The sequence below is a fragment of the Mycobacterium sp. IDUB_17 genome, from assembly GCF_055419465.1.
The window spans coordinates 307,901-328,841 of the sequence record NZ_JBVAXS010000001.1 but is presented as its reverse complement, the minus strand read 5'-3'; the positions used below and the strand labels follow the sequence as shown (position 1 = coordinate 328,841).

The following is a 20,941-nucleotide window of genomic DNA, read 5'->3' as shown; positions in this document are numbered from 1 at the left end:
TACGAATCTAATCCAGAAAGCCGTGCAGCAAGGCCGACGATCCCCCGACATGGGCCAGCATGGCCGCGGCGGCCCGCTCACTGTCACCGGCCAGGATCGCCATCACGATCGCCTCGTGCTGTTCGTCGGAGTGGGCGATGTTGCGCGGCAGCAGCGGGATCTGATCCAGCAGGGCGTTGAGCCGCATCCGGTTCTCGGCGACCAGGGGCACCAGGGACGGGGACCCCGCCGCCTCGGCGATGGCCAGGTGCAACCGCGAATCCAGCCGGCGGTAATCGTCGGGTTCGGCGGCGCGGACGTCTGCCAGTCGCGACCAGAGCCCGTCGCGCTCGGCCGCGCTCAGGGTGCGGCCGGCCGCCATCCGCGCCGCTCCGACCTCCAGGATCTCGCGCAACCGCAACGCGTCATCGATCTCCTCGCGCGTCGGCCTCGGCCCGTCGGCGGTATGCCGGGGAAGTTCCTCGGCCAGGAAGGTGCCGCCGTACCGCCCCCGTTTGGACACCAGGTAACCGGCGTCGGCCAGCGATTTGATCGCCTCCCGGACCGTGTCGCGGCTGACCCCCAGCCGGGCGGCCAGCTCACGCTCGGGCGGCAACGACTCCCCGGGCCCCAGGACCCCCAGCCGAATCGTCTCCAACAACCGGCCGACGGTGTCCTCGAAGGCGTTGCCCAGCCGGACCGGGCGCAGCAGTGCACCCGCGGCCGCCTCCGCGGCGAGCCGCGAATCAGGCCCCGCGGCGGTCGGCTGCTGTGGATCCGGTTCAGCTGTCATGGCGAGCTATCAGGGTGTCACAGCGGTGTCACGTACGCGGAGCTGATCCCGCCGTCGACCAGGAAAGTCGAACCTGTGATGAACGACGAGTCGTCACTGGCCAGGAACGCCACCGCGGCGGCCAACTCCTCGGGCTCGGCGAAACGGCCCAACGGGATGTGCACCAGCCGTCGCGCGGCACGCTCGGGATCCTTGGCGAACAACTCCTGCAGCAACGGGGTGTTCACGGGGCCGGGGCACAGGGCATTGACCCGGATTCCCTGCCGGGCGTACTGCACCCCGAGTTCGCGCGACATCGCCAGCACGCCGCCTTTGGAGGCGGTGTAGGAGATCTGGGAGGTGGCCGAACCCATCACCGCCACGAACGACGCGGTGTTGATGATCGAGCCCTTGCCCGCGGGCACCATGTGGCGCAGCGCCGCCCGGCAGGACAGGTAAACCGATTTCAGGTTGATGTCCTGCACCCGCTGCCACGCCGGCAGCTCGGTGGTCTCGATCAGATCATCTTCGGGGGGCGAGATCCCGGCGTTGTTGAACGCGATATCGACCGAACCGAATGTCGCTGCCGCAGTGTCGAAGAGCTGATCGACAGCATCCTGGTCGGACACATCAACGCCGACGAACAATCCGTCGAGTTCCTCGGCGGCGGCCTCGCCCGCGACGGGGTCGATATCGCCCACCACGATCGTGGCGCCCTCGGCACGCAGCCGCCGTCCGGTGGCCAGGCCGATGCCGCTGGCACCACCGGTGATGACGGCAACCTTGCCGGCCAGTCGCTGGGTCAGATCCATTAATTGGACTCCTCTGCTCGATCTTCAATGGCGAAGAAGACATTCTTGGTTTCGGTGAAAAACAGTGGTGCGTCGGGTCCCAACTCGCGCCCCAGTCCGGACTGCTTGAAACCCCCGAACGGCGTGTTGTAGCGCACTGACGAATGCGAATTGACGCTGAGATTGCCCGCTTCCACCGCCCGCGACACCCGAAGTGCGCGCGAGAGATTGTCGGTCCAGATCGAGCCCGACAAACCATAGGGCGTGTCGTTGGCCAATGCGATGGCATCGGCCTCGTCGTCGAAGGGCAGCACGGTCACCACGGGGCCGAAAATCTCGTCGGTCACGGCGCGGTCGGTGCGCTGCGGCGTCAACACCGTTGGCGGGAACCAGAACCCGGGACCGTCCGGGGCGGAACCCCGGAACGCCACCGGGGCATCGTCGGGAACGTAGGACGACACCGACTCCCAGTGCGGACGTGACACCAACGGCCCCATCTCGGTGCCGCGGACGGTGGGGTCCCCCACGGCGACGCCCTTGACCGCCGGCTCCAGCAGCTCCATGAAACGGTCGTAGACACTGCGCTGCACCAGGATCCGGCTACGCGCACAGCAGTCCTGCCCGGCGTTGTCGAACACGCCGTACGGAGCGGTGGCCGCGGCCTTCTCCAGATCGCAGTCGTCGAACACGATGTTGGCGCTCTTGCCACCCAACTCCAGCGTCACCCGTTTGACCTGAGCCGCCGCCCCGGCCATCACCCGCATCCCCACCTCTGTGGATCCGGTGAACACCACCTTGCGGACGCCGGGGTGGGTGACGAACCGTTCCCCCACCACCGAACCCTTGCCCGGCAGCACCTGGAACAGCCCGGCCGGCAAACCCGATTCGATGGCCAGCTCACCGAGCCGGATCGTGGTCAGCGGGGTCCACTCGGCGGGCTTGAGCACCACCGCGTTCCCGGCCGCCAGCGCCGGGGCGAAGCCCCACGCGGCGATGGTCATCGGGAAATTCCACGGCGTGATGACCCCGACGACGCCGAGAGGCTCGTTGAACGTGACGTCCAAGCCACCGGCCACCGGGATCTGCTTGCCGCTCAATCGTTCCGGAGTGGCCGAGTAGAACTGCAGGACGTCCCGGACGTGCCCGGCCTCCCACTCGGCCTGCCCGATCGGGTGCCCGGAATTGGCCACCTCCAGGGCGGCGAGGTCTTCGATGTGGGCGTCGACGACGGCGGCGAACGCGCGTAGCGCGGCGGCCCGCTCAGCCGGGGCCAGCCGGACCCATTCCCGTTGCGCCACGGCGGCACGCGCCACGGCGTCATCGACGGCACCCACGTCCAGGAGGTCGACGGTGGTCAGCACCTCCTCGGTAGCCGGGTTGACGACGTGGCTGGATGTCATGAGACCCTCTCAGTCGCATAGGTTCTGGCCGCGTCCACCACGGCGGTGAACAGGCGTAGGTCATCGAGGTTTTCTTCGGGGTGCCATTGAACGCCCAGCACGAATGCATCACCGGGTAGTGCCGGGTCACGTTCGACGGCTTCGATCACGCCGTCGGCGTCACTGGCGCTGACCACCAGGCCCTCACCGAGCCGGTCGATCGCCTGGTGGTGATAGCACTGCGCGTCGGACGTCGCGCCGATCAGATCGGCCAGTCTGGTGTCGGGCACGGTGCGTACGGCCGAGGTGCCGAAGACCGCGTTGCCCTTCTGATGATGGGTGTGCCCGATCACGTCGGGCAGGTGCTGGTGCAGGGTGCCGCCCAGCGCGGTGTTGAGCACCTGCGCGCCCCGGCACACGCCGAGCACCGGGATACCGCGCCGCAGTGCGGCTTCCAGCAGCGCGAACTCCCAGGCGTCACGCTCGGCGGCCGGCTCGTTGGTGGCCGGATGTGACTGCTGTCCATAGCGCTGCGGATCCACATCTGGGCCGCCGGTGATCACCAGACCGTCGACGCGGTCAAGCACCCGGTCGGCGATGTCGACGTCCACCGGCTGCGGCGGCAACAGCAGCGCAATACCACCGGCACGGGTGACGCCTTCGAAGTAGACCTGCGGCAGGAAGCTCGCCTGCACATCCCACACCCCGGTCTGCGCCTGCTGCAGATAGGTCGTCATGCCGATGATCGGACGCGCCCCCATATCAGAGCCGCTCAAAGCCACGCACCCTTTCCCAGTCGGTCACCGCGGAATTGAAGGCGGCCAACTCGATCCGCGCATTGTTCAGGTAATGCTCGACGACGTCGTCCCCGAACGCCGTGCGCGCCACCTCGGACTTCGCGAACAGCTCTGCCGCCTCGGCCAGAGTGGTCGGCAGCCGTTGCGCCCCACTGGCATAGGCATTCCCCGGCAGCGGGTCGGGAAGTTCCAGCTCGTGATCGATGCCGTACAGGCCGCCCGCGATCAGCGCCGACACGGCCAGGTACTGGTTGACGTCGCCGCCGGGCGCCCGGCATTCCACCCGCATACCGGACCCATGACCAACCACGCGCAACGCGCAGGTTCGGTTGTCCATGCCCCAGGCGATGGCGGTGGGGGCGAAGCTGCCGTCGGCAAACCTCTTGTAGGAGTTGATGTTCGGTGCGTAGAGCAGAGTCAGCTCGCGCAGCGTGGCCAGCTGGCCGGCGATGAAGCTGCGGAACATGGGCGACATCCCGTGCGGGCCGGACTCGTCGGCGAAGACCGGTGACCCGTCCTCGCCACGCAGCGAGATATGGATGTGACAGCTGTTGCCCTCGCGTTCATCGAATTTCGCCATGAACGTCAGGCTCTTGCCGTGCTGGTCGGCGATCTCCTTGGCACCGTTCTTGTAGATGGTGTGGTTGTCACAGGTGGCGCGGGCATGGTCGTAGCGGAACGCGATCTCCTGCTGGCCCAGGTTGCACTCCCCCTTGACGCCCTCGCAGTACAAGCCGGCGCCCGCCATGCCCAGACGGATGTCGCGCAGTAACGGCTCCATCCGAGTGGACGCCATCATGGCGTAGTCGACGTTGTAGTCGGTGGCTGGTGTCAGGTTGCGGTAGCCCGCGGCCCAGGACTCCCGGAATGTGTTGTCGAACACCATGAATTCGAGCTCGGTGCCAACATAGGGCACGAGCTTCCGCTCGGTCAGCCGGTCGATCTGGCGGTTGAGGATGCTGCGTGGCGCCTGCTCGACCGGGCGACCGTCCAGCCATGACAGATCCGCCATCACCAGCGCGGTGCCGGGCAGCCACGGAATCAACCGCAAGGTACTGAAGTCGGCCGTCATCACCATGTCTCCATAGCCGGTGTCCCAGCTCGACATCGAGTAGCCGCCGACGGTGTTCATGTCGACGTCGACCGCGAGCAAATAGTTGCAACACTCCGCACCGTGGGCGGCGACCTCTTCGATGAACAACCGGCCGGAAACCCGCTTGCCGGTCAGCCGGCCCTGCATGTCGCAGAAGGCGACGATCACGGTGTCGATCTCACCCGCCGCCACCATTTGCTCCAGGTCGGCCCGTGCCAGCATGCCGGGGTTCTGGCTCATTGCGCACCCTCCTGCCCGTGTGGGACTCGGTGGCCAACCTGACGTCCAGCCGACCATTGCCTCGCCGATGACGTCATGATCGTGCCCCGAATTAGCATGATTGTCACGCCCAAAAGGTAGGACAGCAGACCAATAACGTTCTATTGTCCGTGTGCAGACCGCCCACCGCCCTGCACACGAGGAGCCGCCATGCCCGAGGGGCACGAAGAACTCACCGAACACCTCAGTGACGACGAACAACATCTCGCCAAGCTCGGTTACGTCCAGGAACTGCAGCGGTCCTGGTCGGGATTCTCCAACTTCGCCATTTCGTTCTCGATCATCTCGATCCTGGCCGGTTGCTTCACCTCATTCGGGCTGGGCTGGAACAACGGCGGGCCGGCCGCCATCGCCTGGGGTTGGCCGATTGTCTCGGTCTTCATCCTGATCATCGGATTCTGTCTGGCCGAACTCGTCTCCGCGTATCCCACCTCAGGCGGAATCTATTGGTGGGCTTCGAAACTCGGCGGCCCCAAGGCCGGCTTCTACACCGGCTGGCTCAACCTGATCGGCCTGATCGCGATCCTGGCGTCGGTGTCCTACGGCAGCGCGACATTCCTGGACCTCACCCTGGGAACGTTCAGTGAATCCTGGCTGGCCGGCTACAGCCTGACCCGGGTGTTCATCATGTTCCTGATCATTCTGGCGGTCTCGGCTGTGATCAACATCTTCTCGTCACACCTGCTGGCCGTCATCAACAACGTCTCGGTGTGGTGGCACGTCGCGGGCGCCACCGCGGTGATCGCCATCCTGTGGCTGCTCCCGGACCAACACGCCAGCGCCTCCGACGTTTTCGCCAAGACCATCAACAACTCCGGGATCTTCTCCGGCTCCACCTCCGGTTGGGGCTTCCTGCTGTTCGTGCTGCCGATCTCGGCGATCCTGACGCAGTACACGATCACCGGATATGACGCGTCGGCGCATCTGTCCGAAGAGACCAAGAGCGCGGCCAATGCCGCCGCGAAGGGGATCTGGCAGTCGATCTTCTACTCGGCGATCGGCGGCTGGATCCTGTTGCTGTCATTCCTGTTTGCCGTGCAGAACTCCGACGAGGTGTCGGCCAACGGTGGAGCGGTGGCGACCATCTTCACCCAGGCGCTCGGATCGAAGTGGGCGGGCGTCGTGCTGCTGATCGCCACCGCGGGTCAGCTGTTCTGCACCACCGCCTGCCAGACCAGCGCCTCACGCATGCTGTTCGCATTCAGCCGGGACCGCGCGGTCCCCGGGCACCAGCTGTGGTCGAAGGTCAGCGCCAGCCGGGTGCCCGCCAACGCCGTCATCGTCACCGCGGTGATCGCGGCGATCATCACCCTGCCCGCCATCGTGCCGGTGAAGATTCCGGTCAACGGTGTGGACGTGCCCTCACCGGTCGCGTTCTATGCCGTCGTCTCGATCGGCGTGGTCGGGCTGTACCTGTGCTTCGCGGTGCCGATCTACTACCGGTGGAAGACCGGCGACTCCTTCGAGCAGGGCCGGTGGAACATCGGCAGCAAGTACAAGTGGATGGCGCCGGTGGCGATCGTCGAGATCATCGTCACCTCGATCATCGCGATGTTCCCGACCTCGCTCGGCGGTATGCCGTGGGACCCGAGTTTCCAGTGGAAGTTCGTGAACTACACCCCGCTGCTGGTCGGCGGCGTGTTGGTGCTGCTGTTCATCTACTGGCACGTGTCGGTGAAGCACTGGTTCACCGGTCCGATCAAGCAGGTCGACGCCCCGACCGCCGAACTGCCGGGCTGATCACCCGAGCAGTTCGCGGATGTCGGACGCGGAGATGGTCGAGCCGAACAGATCCCCGTCATCGACCACCGCGGCGAACAGTGCCCGCTTGCGGTCCTGCAACGCGACCACCTTCTCCTCGATGGTGTTCTCCGCGACCAGTCGGTAGACGCTGACCGGCCGGGTCTGCCCGATGCGGTGGGCCCGGTCGACGGCCTGAGCCTCAGCGGCCGGGCTCCACCACGGGTCGCACAGGAAGCAGTAGTCGGCGGCGGTGAGGTTCAGCCCGAATCCGCCCGCTTTCAGGCTTATCAGGAACACCTGCTTGGTTCCCGTACCGAATTCCTCGATGGCTCTGGCTCTTCCGTCGGAGTCGACCGAACCGTCCAGGTAGCTGTAGGCGATACCCGCGGAATCCAGGTGCGCCCGCACGATGGCGAGGAATCCGGTGAACTGGCTGAACACCAGCGCGCTATGCCCCTCGGCGACCAGCTGATCGAGTTGTTCGACGAGGAAGTCGATCTTGGCCGAGCCCACCGCGCGAGCGGAGTCGTCGACCAAACCCGGGTGCAGGCTGAGTTGGCGCAGCAAGGTCAGCGACCGGAAGATCTGGAACCGGTTCTTCTCCCAGTCCCCCAGCAGCCCCAGCACCTTCTGCCGTTCCCGGGCCAGCCGCGTGTCGTAGATCTTGCGATGTTTGGCGCCCAGTCCGATGGTGAGCACCTGTTCGCTCTTCGGCGGCAGCTCGCTGACCACCTGACTTTTCGTGCGCCGCAGCAGTACCGGCTTGATCCGCCTGCGCAACACCGGCAGCAGATCATCGGCGGCACCCGATTCGATCGGCTTGCGGAAATACGTCTCGAACACCTTCGGCGACGGGAACAGCCCGGGCACCGTGATCGACAGCAGTGACCACAGCTCCATCAGGTTGTTCTCCATCGGGGTGCCGGTGATGGCCAACTTGAACGGCACGTCGAGCAGCCGCGCGGCCTGATGGGTCTTGCTGTGGTGGTTCTTCACGAACTGCGCTTCGTCGAGAACCATTCCGGCCCACTGGATTTGTGAGTACGCGGCAACATCCATGCGCAGCAGCGTGTAGGAGGTGACCACGATATCCGCCTCGGCCACCTGTTCGGCCAGTCCGACGGCTGCCCGTGCATTGGTCGAGGTGACCACCACCGCGTTCAGTCCCGGGGTGAACTTGCGGCATTCGGCCACCCAGTTGCGCGCCACGCTGGTCGGCGCCACGACCAGGAACCTGCCTGCGCCGCCGGCCACGGCACGCTCGATGAGAGCCAACGTCTGCACGGTCTTTCCCAGGCCCATGTCGTCGGCGAGCACCCCGCCGATCCCGTTGTCCCACAGGAACGAAAGCCAGTCCAGTCCATCTCGCTGGTAGTCGCGCAATTCGGCGTCGAGCCCCGCGGGCGGGTCGACGGGCACCGGAGGACGCGCCGCTGCCAGACGCGCCAGGTTGGCCCGCCACCGGGCGAGCTGCTCGTCGACGACACCGAGCTCGAGCAGTTCGTCCCACAGCGTGATGTTCATCGACGCGGCATTGACCCGGTCCCCGTCGATCTCGCCGAGCGCACGCGCCTCGTCGAGCAAGGCTCTCAACCGGGCCAGCTCGGGCGTGTCCAGCCGGAAGTACATGCCGGAAGGCAACAGCATGTGCGTTGCACCAGTGCTCAATTCGCGGATGAGCTCGGGCAGCGCCACTGTCTCGCCGTCCACGCTCACCGTGATGTTCAGGTTGAACCAGTCCCCCGGAACCGAGGTGTCACCCGAGAACGACAGCACCGGATCGGCGCCGGCGGCCCGGTACCGGTCATCGGCGTCGACCGTCAGGTCCGCGAAACAGTCCAGCTGCGGCAGGGTCTGATCACACAGCACCGCGGCCTCCACGAGGGTGAGAGTCACCCCGCCCAGCAATGTGCGCTGCGACGCCACCGCGACCGCGTCCAGGGCGCTCTGGGCATTGACGATGGCTCGCAACTCATGGACAGCGTCGGTGTCGAGCGTCGTGGTTATCCGGCGGTTGACATGTTGCGCCGCTTGACGTTTCCAGTCCTGCGCGGCGGCTGCGACCGCCTGCAACGCGGGCAGCACCCGCTGCCAGAGCGACTGTTCGGCAGCGGCGTCACGGTATCCGATCAACCCGGCCGAAGACATCGGGTCGAAGTCGTGATGCTGATCGTTGACCTGGTAGCGCGTACTCCAGAACACCCGCGCGCCGCCGTCGACGGCCTTGACCGTCAGCGCGGGCATCGGGCCCGTGATGGCCGGCGGGACGAACAGGCCGTCGGCGACCTCCATGTCCACGCTGCTGGCCAGGCGCGGCAGGATGTCGACCGCGAGTTCGCGCGCCATGTCGGCCGGGATGTGCACCTGCTCGTGGTGGCCCAGCATCTCGGCCATGGTGCGTCCCGGCACCGGGTCGAAGGCGCCCAGGCGCAGCACCGAATCGGCGACCTGAAACATCCCGTGCGGAGCCGGCATCCCGATCAGCGCGACGCCGTCGGGGTCGCTGTCCTGCCCGTCGACGATCAGTGCCACCGACATCACGGCACCACCGCCCTCGGCCGCGAAGTCCAGCCGGAGGTGAACGTTCTTGACCAACTCGACCGCCCGGATGCCACTCGCGGTGTCGGCCAAGATGGTCACTCCCGCATCCAGCACCTCGTCGAGCCGGGACCACAGCGTGGCAGGCATTCCGTTGAGCACCATCCCCTCGCTGCCGTGCGGCGGGGAGTACCGCACGATCTCCGACAGCAGCGCCCGCACGGCCCGGTACTGGTCGCGGTCGAACTCGCCCGGGTCCGGGTAGTCCACGAGGCGCCGCCAGGTCAGTGCCCGGCTGATCCAGGTGCCCCGTTTCCCCAGGGACAGCGGGCGCAGCATCAGCAGGGTGCCCGGGCGGTAGCGGGTCGGGGCACCGATCGAGAATTCCAGCGCGATCGGTTTGCCGCCGCCGTCGGGAACGGCGACCTCGTCGAGCACTTTGTCGAGCACATAGCGCCATCGCTCCACCGGCGAGTGGGCCGGGTCCTGGGGTGCGGCCGTCAGAACCAGGGCGACCGCATGTTTGCAGAACGACCCCACGGGGCACGAACACAATGCCCACTCGACAACAGCCCGGCTTCCCGGCGACAGGCCGACCTCAAGGACGTACAGCTGACCATGCGAACCGACACACCGTCCGCGAAGCAGACGCTCGCCGTCATCGAACTCGATGTCACGGATCCGACCCTCGGCGGCATAGCGTTCACCCCGCACGGTCGACTGCGCGCCGAAATCACGAATCAGCTCGTCACGGGCTATCCCGAAGCCGAATCCAGGCCTCATGTGAGGAGAATAGGGCCACGCTCCGACATGTCCCGGTCACACCCCCGACACACCGCGGGTGACGCGCCGCCGCCGGATCCTGTGTAGGGTCGAACTGATGTGTGGAGCCGCCGGGGAGGTGCGTCTCGATGGCCGGACACCGGATATTTCAGCGGTGTCGGCCATGGCAGACGCGATGGCACCCAGGGGTCCGGACGCGGCCGGTGTGTGGTCGCAAGGCCGGGTCGCACTGGGTCACCGCCGCCTGAAAATCATTGACCTGACCGAAGCGGGCGCCCAGCCCATGGTCGATCCCGAACTCGGGTTGACCGTTTGCTGGAACGGCTGCATCTACAACTACCAGGAGCTGCGCCGGGAACTGTCCGGACACGGTTACCGGTTCTTCTCCCACAGCGATACCGAGGTGTTGCTGAAGGCCTATCACCACTGGGGCGACCGGTTCGTCGAGCACCTGATGGGGATGTTCGCCTTCGCGATCGTCGAGCGCGACACCGGCCGGGTGCTGCTGGGCCGCGATCGGCTGGGCGTCAAGCCGCTCTACATCACCGAGGACACCCACCGGATCCGGTTCGCGTCATCGCTGCCCGCCCTGCTGGCTGCCGGTGGCGTCGACACCCGGATCGATCCGATCGCGCTGCACCACTACCTGACGTTCCATTCGGTGGTGCCGCCCCCGTTGACCATCCTGCAGGGCATCAAGAAGGTGCCGCCCGCGTCGGTGGTCGCGATCGAACCGGACGGCAGCCGGCACACCACGGTCTACTGGTCGCCGGACTTCACCCGGCACGCCGACCGGGCCGACTGGTCGGAAAAGGACTGGGAGGACGCGGTACTGGAGTCGCTGCGGCGCGCGGTCGAGCGCCGGCTGGTGGCTGACGTGCCCGTCGGATGCCTGCTGTCCGGCGGCGTCGATTCCAGTCTGATCGTCGGACTGCTCGCCGAGGCCGGCCAGCACGGCCTGTCCACCTTCTCGATCGGTTTCGAGTCCGTCGGCGGGGTGGCCGGTGACGAGTTCAAGTACTCCGACATCATCGCCGAGCATTTCGAAACCGACCATCACCAGATCCGCATCGGCACCGACCGCATGCTGCCCGCCCTCGACGGTGCGATCGCGGCGATGAGCGAACCAATGGTCAGCCATGACTGCGTGGCCTTCTACCTGCTGAGCCAGGAAGTGGCCAAGCACGTCAAGGTGGTCCAGTCCGGCCAGGGCGCCGACGAGGTTTTCGCCGGGTATCACTGGTATCCGCCGATGGCCGAACCGGGCGCGGCCGACCTCCACGGCGCTGTGGCCAGCTACCGCGGCGCGTTCTTCGACCGTGACAGCACCGGGGTGAGCGCGCTGATCAGCGAGGGTTACCGGGCCGACGGCGATCCCAGCGGGGTGTTCGTCAGCGATCATTTCGCCGCGGCGGGCGCACAGACCGGCGTGGACCGGGCGTTGCGTCTGGATACCACCGTGATGCTGGTCGACGATCCGGTCAAGCGGGTCGACAACATGACCATGGCGTGGGGCCTGGAAGGCCGGGTGCCGTTCCTCGATCACGAACTCGTCGAGTTGGCCGCCACCTGTCCGCCGGGCCTGAAGACCGCACACGGGGGCAAAGGTGTGCTCAAACAGGCTGCGCGCCGGGTGATTCCGGCAGCGGTGATCGATCGCCCGAAGGGCTACTTCCCCGTCCCGGCGCTGACCCACCTCGAGGGGCCGTACCTGGATATGGTCCGCGACGCGCTGTATGCACCGGAAGCCAAGGAGCGCGGTCTGTTTCGCCCCGAGGCCGTCGACCGTCTACTCGCCGACCCGAACGGCAGGCTGACCCCGCTGCGCGGCAATGAGTTGTGGCAGATCGCGCTGCTCGAGTTGTGGTTGCAGCGCCACGGGGTGACGGGGGCTGCGGCGTGACCGCCACTGACCATGACTCGTCGGAAGCCTCATTGGGGTCCGACCACACCGAGGCGATCACGCTCAGCCTGCACGATGCCTCACCGCAGCACCTCATCGATGCCATGGCCGATGATGTGGTGCTCGAATTAGGCTGGGGACGGCTGATTTTCGGACAGACCTTCGCCGATCCCGAGCAGCTTGCCGAGGTGTTGCAGCAGGAGGGGCCCGGCCGGCGGGACATCTGCATCTACGCCCGCGAATCGCACGTGCTGATCGCCCGCTCCCCCGCTGAGCTGTTCATCGATCCGAGCCACACCTACCGGCTGCGGTTCACCGACGAATTCACCGCCGCCGAACCCGTCGGGTTCACCGTGCGCACCCTGCAGACGCCGAGCGACGCCGACGCGATGAACCGCGTGTACGTCCGGTGTGGGATGGTGCCCGCACCCGTCGACGTCATCTGGCACAACCACACCCTGACCCCGGCGGTGGTCTATCTGGTTGCGGTACGCGACGACGACGGCAGCGTCGTGGGCACGGTCACCGGCGTCGACCACAACCGGTTGTTCGCCGACCCCGAGGACGGGTCGAGCCTGTGGAGCCTGGCCGTGGATCCGGCCGCCGGACTGCCCGGCGTCGGGGACGCGCTGACCCGGACCCTGGCCGGGTTCTTCCGCGAGCGGGGCCGGGCCTACCTGGATCTGTCTGTGGCCCATGACAATTCCGCCGCGATCGCGCTGTACGAGAAGCTGGGTTTCCAGCGCGTCCCGGTGCTGGCCGTCAAACGCAAGAACGCGATCAACGAGCCGCTGTTCACCCATCCTCCGGAAACGGTGGACGATCTGAACCCGTACGCGCGCATCATCGCCGACGAGGCGATGCGTCGCGGGATCCGGGTCGAGGTGCTCGATGCGGGCGCGGGCGAAATGCGGCTGTCCCACGGCGGGCGCACAGTCATCACCCGAGAGTCGCTGTCGGAGTTCACTTCTGCGGTGGCGATGGCCCGCTGCGATGACAAGCGGCAGACCCGTCGGATCGTTTCCGAGGCGGGCATCTCGGTGCCCAAGGGCAGGCTGGCCACCTTCGACCGCGAGGACCACGACTTCCTGTCCGAGGTCGGAGATGTGGTGGTCAAGCCCACCCGTGGCGAGCAGGGGAAGGGCATCACCGTCGGCGTGGATGGCGGCGATGAACTGGATGCCGCGCTGCACCGGGCCCGCGAGCAGTACCCGGAGGTGCTGATCGAGCAGCGGGCCGCCGGCGACGATCTTCGTCTGGTGGTCATCGACGGCAAGGTGGTGGCCTCGGCGATCCGCAGGCCCGCCGAGATCGTCGGCACCGGTAAGCACACCGTGGGCGAGCTGATCGAGACGCAATCGCGGCGCCGCGCGGCGGCTACCGGCGGCGAATCACGCATCCCGATCGACGACGTCACCGTGGGAACGGTCGCCGAGGCCGGCTGGTCGTTCGATGATGTGCTGCCCGAGGGGGTGCACCTGCGGGTACGGCGAACGGCCAATCTGCATCAGGGCGGGACGATCCACGATGTCACCGCGGAGGTGAATCCCGAATTGTGCCGAGTTGCGGTGACCGCGGCCGCGGCGATCGGTATCCCGGTGACGGGGATCGACCTGCTGGTGCCCGATGTCACGGGCCGCGAGTACGTCTTCATCGAGGCCAATGAACGCCCCGGGCTGGCCAATCATGAGCCGCAGCCCACGGCCGCGGCATTCGTGGATTTCCTGTTCCCGCAGCAGCCGGGTTTGCCGCAAGCCTGGACGCCTTCGGAGGCGGCTGACTGAGCGCTCGCGCGAAGGCAGGCCGCCGACCCGACAACACAGTGGCGGCTGACTGAGCGCTCGCGCGAAGGCAGGCCTGGGCCGTCACCAACTGCTGGTGCGCAGCACGATCTCGGCCGCGAGCTGTGCGGTCGAGTCACCGGCGTTGCGTCGTCCCGCTATCTCCACGAGCCGGAAGTCGCCGTACACAAAGCGCTGGCTGGCCTTGGCGACGGCGCGGGCCGCGGGAGAGCTGACGAGCACGGTGGTGTTCATCTCGACCGGCGGGCATTCGTCGTCGCGGATCGTCCCCGTGGCGTCTGCGACGCGAGGGTGGCCACGATCCACCACCACCAGACCGATGAACTTGTCCAGCCGGGTCGCGGCCAGCTCCCAGGCGAGTTCTCCCCCGAGCCGGTCGCCGACCAACAACGCCCATTTGATGTTGAGCGAATCGAGAATGCCGACCACCGACTTGGCGGTCAGCCGTGGATCCGGACCGATGATCACCGTGCGCAGTGACGCGGTGTGCAGGCGCCGGCAGATCGGCTCGTATGCGGCCGGGCCGTGGTGGCCGGCGCTCAGCACTACCACGGTGGAACCCTTCTCGGGGCCCGAGACGTCGACGGGTGTGGTGAATCCGTCGATCGTCGCGACGGTGGTAAGCATTCGGCCAAACTACCGTCCAGTAGCGACGGGCGGGCCGGAATCAACATTGTCTTGACGCCCGCGTCAGTGAGAGGCAAGCCGCTCGGCCTGGGTACCGAAAACGTCCAGAAATGTCTGCGGCAATGCACCTTTGGCGACAATCGACGGATCCTGCGTGGGGAATGCAATTCCGAAAACAGCCCAGTTGCCGACATTTTCGAAGGCGAAGAAGATGCTCTGTGCCCTACCGCCCAGCTGCATCGTCTGCTGATAAGCCAACGCTGACGCACGCGGTGCGGTCAGCTTGGTGGTGGTCATCGGGATGCCCTTGTCCGCCGGATCGAAGTAGGTGGAGAACTGGGCGCATCGCTCTGCCGTGGCCGCCAACCTGTCCAGCGGCAGCGGCGAGGCCATCACGGTCAGCACCATCCGCGCCCCGTCGTAGGCGGCGATGATCTGCGCGGCGCTGCCCGGGCCCCGCTCGGCCGATTCGGCGATCACCCTCGTCAGCCCGTCGCTGCAGCCGACCGGGGTGGATAGCATCGGTGGCGGGCCGCCCGGACCGCCCGGCCCTGCGCCATCGTCGGTGACGCGATCGACCTGCACGCCGGGCGGGAAGTCGGCGGGTGTCAGCAACACCTTCTCCAGGGTGGCGCCCGGCCAGGTGGGCGTGCCGACGATCACCGGCGCGCAGCCGGACACCACGAGCATGGCGAGCAGGCCGGCCGGAGCTGCCACCCATCGATGGCATCGAGTCATCTGCCCAGGTTACCGAGGTGGGCCGACGAGCGCAGTGCTCATAGTGGGCCGCGGTGGCGGCCCGTGCTCCACGAGGTCCATCACGGCCCCGATGTCGAGATGGGCTGCCAGCAGGTCGGCCATCAGGTCAAGCTGCGCATCGCGGCGCCCCTGCACGTCGGTGTCTCCGGCCACCACGAACCCGCCACGGCCGGCGCTGTCAGCGATCTCGGTGAGCCAGGCCCCGCGCAACCGATCGTTGTCGAGCAGACCGTGCCAGTGGGTGCCGTAGACCGCGCCGTGGCGCAGCCCCACCCCGAGCCAGTCATCGGCCGCCGCGCGGGTCACCTGGCCGTGATGAATCTCGTAGCCCCACAAGGGCTTTTCCCAATGCCGGAGGGTCTTCTCGGCGGCGAACTCGATATCGGCGTCCAGCAGACCCAAGCCCTCGACGGATTCCGAGCTTGAGGATTCGACCGCGTCGTCGATGCGACGGCACAGCATCTGGAACCCACCACACACACCGAGCACGGGCCGGCCCTGCGCGGCGTGCGTGAGGATCGCCTCGGCCAGTCCGCGTTGGCGCAACCAGGCCAGATCGTTCACGGTGGCCTTGCTGCCGGGGATCACCACGAGGTCCGCGCCGGCGAGATCGGCGGCATCGGCGACCCACCGCACCAGGACTCCGGGTTCACATGCCAGTGCCTCGATGTCGGTGGAGTTGGAGATGCGGGGCAGTCTGATGGCAGCGACGGTGAGCGTCTGCGCGCCACGGGGCGCTTGCGGGGTCCCCACCACGCCTCCCGGCCGGACCGACACGGAATCTTCTGTGTCGAGCCAGATTCCGTCGTCGAATGGGACCACCCCGTAGGTGGGGCGGCCGGTCAGATCCTGGAGCTGGCGCAATCCGGGTTCCAGCAGGGCGGGGTCACCGCGGAACTTGTTGACGATGAATCCCGCGATGAGCGCCTGGTCCTCGGGCTCCAGGACGGCCACGGTGCCATGCAGGTGGGCCAGCAGGCCGCCGCGGTCGATGTCGCCCACCACGACCACCGGCAAGTCCGCGGCGCGGGCCAGCCCCATGTTGGCCAGGTCAGTGGCGCGCAGATTGATCTCGGCCGGCGAGCCCGCGCCCTCACAGATCACCACGTCGAATTCAGATCTCAGTGAGGCCAATTCCTCGGCGACGACCGTCGCGAGCCGGTCCCGGTGGGTGAAGTAGTCGCCCGCGGCGACGGTTCCGGCCACTTGTCCGCGGATCACCAGCTGCGAGGTTCGGTCCCCGCCCGGCTTGAGCAGGATCGGGTTGAACCGGGTGCTGGGCGCCAGCCCGGCGGCACGGGCCTGCATGGCCTGGGCGCGGCCGATCTCTCCGCCGTCGACGGTGACCGCCGAGTTGTTCGACATGTTCTGCGCCTTGAACGGCGCCACGGACAGGCCCTTGCGGGCAAGAAGCCGACACAGCCCCGCCACCACCATCGACTTACCGGCGTCCGAGGTCGTCCCGGCGACCAGCAGCGCTCCGCTCACGGTGCGTTGTTCACGGCAGCGTGAGGATGTCAGCGCCGTCGTCGGTGACCACGAGTGTGTGCTCGAACTGAGCGGTCCACTTGCGGTCTTTGGTCACCACGGTCCAGTCGTCGTCCCAGATCTCGTAGTCCAGCGACCCGAGATTGATCATCGGTTCGATGGTGAAGGTCATGCCCGGTTCCAGCACGGTCTCGACCGCAGGCTGATCGTAGTGCAGCACCACCAGCCCGTTGTGGAACGTGGTGCCGATGCCGTGGCCGGTGAAATCACGGACGACGTTGTAGCCGAACCGGTTTGCGTAGGCCTCGATGACCCGGCCCACGATCGACAGCGCGCGCCCGGGTTTGACCGCCTTGATGGCCCGCATGGTCGCCTCGTGGGTGCGCTCGACGAGCAACCGGTGTTCCTCGGAGACGTCGCCGGCCAGGAAGGTGGCGTTGGTGTCGCCGTGCACTCCGTCGATGTAGGCGGTGACGTCGATGTTCACGATGTCGCCGTCTTCGATCACGGTCGAGTCCGGGATGCCGTGGCAGATCACCTCATTCAGCGAGGTGCAGCAGGATTTGGGAAACCCCTTGTACCCCAGGGTCGATGGGTAGGCACCGTGATCGATCATGTACTCGTGGGCGATGCGGTCCAGTTCGTCAGTGGTGACGCCGGGGGCCACGGCCTTGCCCGCCTCGGCCAGCGCCGCCGCCGCGATCTGACCCGCGACGCGCATCTTCTCGATCACCTCAGGGGTCTGCACCCAAGGTTCGCTGCCCTCGCGCACAGTGGGCTGCCAGGCGTACTCCGGTCGTGGGATCGACTTGGGAACCATCAGGGTCGGTGAGAGCACGCCGGGGCTCAGGGCGGTACGAACTGGCATGTGGACAGCTTAATCGTCAGCCCACCGACAACGCCCCCAGCGCCGCGCCCACCCGCTGCGGCAGCGATCCGCCATGTTGCAGCCAGTCGTCCAGGGCGATGCGCACCGACGCCATCGCCAGCGCGCCGATGAGCCGCGGCCGGGCGTCGTTCGGGGTCAGGTCGGCGAATCTGGGGGCCACCAGCTCGGCGATCGCCGTCTCGTAGCCGACGTAGATCTGCAGTGTCCACGCGTTCAGCGCCGGCGATGACCGGGTCAGAATGGCCAGCTCACGCACCTGATCGCTGATGGCGTCGAAACCGTCGCCGAGGTCACGGAACGCGGCCACCACGGCGTCGCGCGCCGACAATCCGCTGGGCTGGGCTGCCAGTTGCGCGGTGATGACATCCAGCCAGTGCCTGGTCATCCCGTCGGCGACGGCGTCCTCCTTGGAGGAGAAGTACCGGAAGAAGGTGGCCCGGCCGACCTCGGCCTCGGCGGCGATCCGCTCCACCGTGGTTGCGGCCAGCCCGTCGGCTGCCACGAGCGTCGCGGCGCATGCGGCGATCCGGTCGCGGGTGGCCCGGCGCTTGCGGATGTTCAGGGGAATCGGTTCGGCCATTTCCCGTATGAGACTACGTCTCATTTGAGATTGTGTCTCGCATGAGCGAAGAGCGCGCCCCAAAAACTCTCGAAGCCTGGCAGTTCGTCCAGAAAATGCTCGGCGACATCACCGAGATCGTGAAAGCCGATGCCCGCGACGAGCGTGAACTGCTCGACGGGCTGCGGGTGGTCTCCCGGGTGACGGCACTGTGCTCGGAGCTGTCCGTGGAGGCCGACCCGGAACTGCCGTGGTTCTTCGACATGTGCTCGCCCACCAGGATGGTCGGCGGCCCAAATCCCGACGGCCGCTACCTGCTCGCGATGATCCGTGGCGACCGCACCTACCAGATCACCGGAACCCGGGGCTCCAGCGCCTATCTGGGTTTCCAGGTGCTCGCCGGCACCGGCATGACTCCGCGGCGGATGGCCGCCTACCTCAGCGACACCGAGCTGAAGCTCGACGACGACACCTTCACGGTCATCGTGTCGGCCGAGCGCCCGGCCGGACTCGACGGCGCGCAATGGCTGCAGATCCCCGCCGACGCCGCCTCGGTCGTGGTGCGTGAGTACATCGGTGACGCGGCCACCGAATCGCCGGCGACCCTGCACATCGAGACCCTTGACGCCGGTCCCCCACAGGTGCCGACCGACGCCGAGGTGGCCGAGCAGTTCACCGCGATGGCCTGGACGCTGATGAAGCTGACGACGCTGCACCGCACCATCAAGCCGGAACTGCTGACCCGGCCCAACGAGCTCGTCACCGCCGAAGCCGCCGCGCTGGGGTCCGCGGACACCACACCCGACAACCTCTACATGATCGGCACGTTCGACCTCGCCGATGACGAGACACTGCACCTGGAGTTCACCCCGCCGGACACCCGCTACTGGAACGTCACGCTGGAGAACATCTGGCACGAGTGCATCGAACCGCGACGCAGGCACAGTTCGGTGACCGACAAAGGCGTCTCTCCCGGCACGGATGGAAAAGTCCGAATTGCCATCGGCAGCAAGGACTCCAGCAACGGTCACTGGCTGGACACCGGTGGCCGCCGCCGCGGGTTCGTGGTGTTGCGCTGGCTGGACAATCCGGCCGCGCCCGAGGTAACGGTGACGGTGCGATGACCGACCGCTTCGACCCCGACGCCCTGATCGCGCAAGCCTGCGAGATCGCAGGTACCGACGACTTCGGGGAGCCCGGCGGGTGGCGCGAGGATCTCACGCGGCTGGCCGACGGGCTGGCGACCGAAGCCCAACTGAACGACTTGGGCGTTGAGATCGCCGTGATGGACATCGTCAACCCGCTGGTCAACCGACTCCGAATCATGCAGTGGCGCAAGGACAATAACGCCGTAGCGGCCACACCAGTCGAGCGGCCCATCTTCATCGTCGGCCAGCCGCGCACCGGCACCACGATCCTGTTCGACCTGCTGGCCCAGGATCCCGCCCTACGCCCACCTCTGACCTGGGAGGTGGATGCGCCCTGGCCGTTACCGCAGCCGGATACCTACACCACGGATCCGCGTATCGCCCAGATCCAGGCGAGTATCGAGATGTCCGAACAGCTGGTACCCGGTCTGCTGGCGCATCATCCGATGGGTGCGCTGGTCGGGCAGGAGTGCGTTCGGATGTCGGCCGGACAGTTCTGCAGCATGATCTTCTCAACCCAGTACCGACTGCCCACCTACTACCGCTGGCTCTTGCATGACGCCGACCACCGAAACGCCTACCGCTACCACCGGATGTTCCTGCAACACTTGCAATCCGGAGTGCCCGGACCAGGTACCACACCGCAGTGGCTGTTGAAATCGCCCGCACACCTGTGGCAGCTGGACGCACTGGTCACCGAGTATCCGGACGCGCTGATCGTGCAGACCCACCGCGATCCGCTCAACGTCATCTCCTCGATCGCCGCACTCACTACGCACCTGCGTCGACTGGCCTCCGATCACAGCGACATCGCCGAGTGTGCCCAGCAGTCGCGTGAGGAGATCGTCGTCGGGCTGGAGAACTCGATGAAGGCCCGCGACTCCGGGGTGCTGGCGCCCGGCCAGATCGTCGATGTCCAATTCGCCGACTTCATCCGTGATCCGTTCGCGACGATCCGCGGCATCTACGGGGCACTGGACCGCGAGTTCACCCCCGTCGCCGAAGGGCGCATGCGCGACTTCCTGGCCGCCCACCCCGGGGACAACGGCGGCGCGCGATACACGTGGAGCAACACCGGTCTCGACGCGGAGGAGGTCCGGGCCCAGGTCACCGGCTATCAGGAACGCTTCGGCGTGCCTACAGAGGCACTGCGGTGACACCGATGGAGAGCGGCCCTCTCAGGAAGCGGTAATGGTGTTACCGTACGGGGATGATTGAGGTACGGCGATGACCGAAACCGTTCATGTCCTGCAGCTGCTGGACTACCGCGAGGTGGAGTCGACCGCCGACCGACTGGTGTTGGAGATGGACAACCGGCCGGACCTCGCCAACGTCCGCGGCGCCCTTCAAGGCGGCCTGGTAGCCACCCTGATCGATATCGCGGCAGGCATGCTGGCCGGCAATGCCGGCGGCGTCGGTTACGACGTGACGACCGCCGACCTCAACATCCACTTCCTGGCGCCGATCATGGGCACGGCCCGCGCGGAGGCGAAGATTGTGCGGGCGGGCAAACGCCTCATCGTGACGTCGGTCGATGTCACCGACATCACGCGTGATCGGCTCGCCGCCCGCGCGACACTGACGTTCGCGGTGCTTGAACCGCGTTGAGCGC

17 protein-coding genes are annotated in these 20,941 nt (G+C 66.9%); 6 read left to right on the top strand and 11 right to left on the bottom strand.

All coding sequences use genetic code 11. The features are described 5' to 3' along the window. Positions 1-7: 7 nt before the first annotated feature. From ACZYZ7_RS01620 to ACZYZ7_RS01600, 5 genes are read right to left on the bottom strand one after another with little or no spacing between them, the layout of a single operon-like run. A complete protein-coding gene (locus tag ACZYZ7_RS01620) occupies positions 8-772 on the bottom strand; it encodes a FadR/GntR family transcriptional regulator (protein ID WP_135453723.1) in 765 nt (254 codons plus the stop codon). Between the two features lie 17 nt (positions 773-789). Beyond that, positions 790-1,563 (bottom strand): 3-oxoacyl-ACP reductase, encoded by a 774-nt coding sequence (locus tag ACZYZ7_RS01615; protein WP_135453722.1) that lies wholly within the window; start codon positions 1,561-1,563, stop codon positions 790-792. Then, positions 1,563-2,942 (bottom strand): aldehyde dehydrogenase family protein, encoded by a 1,380-nt coding sequence (locus tag ACZYZ7_RS01610; RefSeq protein ID WP_450068860.1) that lies wholly within the window; start codon positions 2,940-2,942, stop codon positions 1,563-1,565. The genes ACZYZ7_RS01615 and ACZYZ7_RS01610 overlap by 1 nt, the downstream gene beginning before the upstream one ends. Then, positions 2,939-3,682 carry a gamma-glutamyl-gamma-aminobutyrate hydrolase family protein gene (locus ACZYZ7_RS01605; protein WP_450069250.1) on the bottom strand — a complete coding sequence of 248 codons (744 nt, stop codon included), beginning with the start codon at positions 3,680-3,682 and terminating at the stop codon, positions 2,939-2,941. Before ACZYZ7_RS01605 ends, ACZYZ7_RS01610 begins: the two co-directional genes overlap by 4 nt. 1 nt (position 3,683) lies before the next feature. Further along, a complete protein-coding gene (locus tag ACZYZ7_RS01600) occupies positions 3,684-5,051 on the bottom strand; it encodes a glutamine synthetase family protein (RefSeq protein WP_450068859.1) in 1,368 nt (455 codons plus the stop codon). Positions 5,052-5,240: 189 nt separating this feature from the next. Here ACZYZ7_RS01600 and ACZYZ7_RS01595 point away from each other — a divergent pair, with 189 nt between their 5' ends. Further along, on the top strand, positions 5,241-6,830 hold the full coding sequence (locus ACZYZ7_RS01595; RefSeq protein WP_463740069.1) for an amino acid permease: 1,590 nt from the start codon (positions 5,241-5,243) through the stop codon (positions 6,828-6,830). Here the strand turns inward: ACZYZ7_RS01595 and ACZYZ7_RS01590 are convergent, their stop codons facing one another. Then, a complete protein-coding gene (locus tag ACZYZ7_RS01590) occupies positions 6,831-10,154 on the bottom strand; it encodes a DEAD/DEAH box helicase (RefSeq protein WP_463740068.1) in 3,324 nt (1,107 codons plus the stop codon). A 97-nt stretch (positions 10,155-10,251) separates the two neighbouring features. On the opposite strand from ACZYZ7_RS01590, the gene ACZYZ7_RS01585 reads away from it, so the two are divergent. Both ACZYZ7_RS01585 and ngg read left to right on the top strand, forming a co-directional pair. Beyond that, positions 10,252-12,057, top strand: coding sequence for an N-acetylglutaminylglutamine amidotransferase (locus ACZYZ7_RS01585; RefSeq protein WP_450068856.1), 1,806 nt, complete (start codon positions 10,252-10,254; stop codon positions 12,055-12,057). Further along, the gene (gene ngg, locus ACZYZ7_RS01580) at positions 12,054-13,841 is read left to right on the top strand and encodes an N-acetylglutaminylglutamine synthetase (RefSeq protein ID WP_450068855.1); all 1,788 of its coding nucleotides are present in this window, start codon (positions 12,054-12,056) and stop codon (positions 13,839-13,841) included. The genes ACZYZ7_RS01585 and ngg overlap by 4 nt, the downstream gene beginning before the upstream one ends. An 81-nt stretch (positions 13,842-13,922) precedes the next feature. Here ngg and ACZYZ7_RS01575 read toward each other — a convergent pair whose 3' ends face one another. The 5 genes from ACZYZ7_RS01575 to ACZYZ7_RS01555 all read right to left on the bottom strand — a co-directional run bounded on the left by ACZYZ7_RS01575 (position 13,923) and on the right by ACZYZ7_RS01555 (position 18,202). After that, the gene (locus tag ACZYZ7_RS01575) at positions 13,923-14,486 is read right to left on the bottom strand and encodes an alpha/beta fold hydrolase (protein WP_135453716.1); all 564 of its coding nucleotides are present in this window, start codon (positions 14,484-14,486) and stop codon (positions 13,923-13,925) included. A 63-nt stretch (positions 14,487-14,549) separates the two neighbouring features. Then, a complete protein-coding gene (locus ACZYZ7_RS01570) occupies positions 14,550-15,224 on the bottom strand; it encodes a hypothetical protein (protein WP_450068854.1) in 675 nt (224 codons plus the stop codon). Positions 15,225-15,233: 9 nt separating this feature from the next. After that, positions 15,234-16,733, bottom strand: a complete 1,500-nt coding sequence (locus tag ACZYZ7_RS01565; protein WP_450068853.1) for a cobyric acid synthase — start codon at positions 16,731-16,733, stop codon at positions 15,234-15,236. A 10-nt stretch (positions 16,734-16,743) separates the two neighbouring features. Beyond that, on the bottom strand, positions 16,744-17,601 hold the full coding sequence (gene map, locus ACZYZ7_RS01560) for a type I methionyl aminopeptidase (RefSeq protein WP_450068852.1): 858 nt from the start codon (positions 17,599-17,601) through the stop codon (positions 16,744-16,746). 16 nt (positions 17,602-17,617) lie between these two features. Next, complete coding sequence (locus ACZYZ7_RS01555; RefSeq protein ID WP_450068851.1) at positions 17,618-18,202, bottom strand: TetR family transcriptional regulator; 585 nt, start codon at positions 18,200-18,202, stop codon at positions 17,618-17,620. Positions 18,203-18,243: 41 nt separating this feature from the next. Between ACZYZ7_RS01555 and ACZYZ7_RS01550 the strand changes: the two genes are divergently transcribed. From ACZYZ7_RS01550 to ACZYZ7_RS01540, 3 genes are all read left to right on the top strand, one after another. After that, complete coding sequence (locus tag ACZYZ7_RS01550) at positions 18,244-19,305, top strand: DUF1214 domain-containing protein (RefSeq protein WP_450068850.1); 1,062 nt, start codon at positions 18,244-18,246, stop codon at positions 19,303-19,305. After that, positions 19,302-20,486 carry a sulfotransferase family protein gene (locus ACZYZ7_RS01545; RefSeq protein WP_450068849.1) on the top strand — a complete coding sequence of 395 codons (1,185 nt, stop codon included), beginning with the start codon at positions 19,302-19,304 and terminating at the stop codon, positions 20,484-20,486. Before ACZYZ7_RS01550 ends, ACZYZ7_RS01545 begins: the two co-directional genes overlap by 4 nt. Positions 20,487-20,556: 70 nt before the next feature. Continuing rightward, positions 20,557-20,937, top strand: a complete 381-nt coding sequence (locus ACZYZ7_RS01540) for a PaaI family thioesterase (RefSeq protein ID WP_450068848.1) — start codon at positions 20,557-20,559, stop codon at positions 20,935-20,937. Positions 20,938-20,941 lie beyond the last annotated feature (4 nt).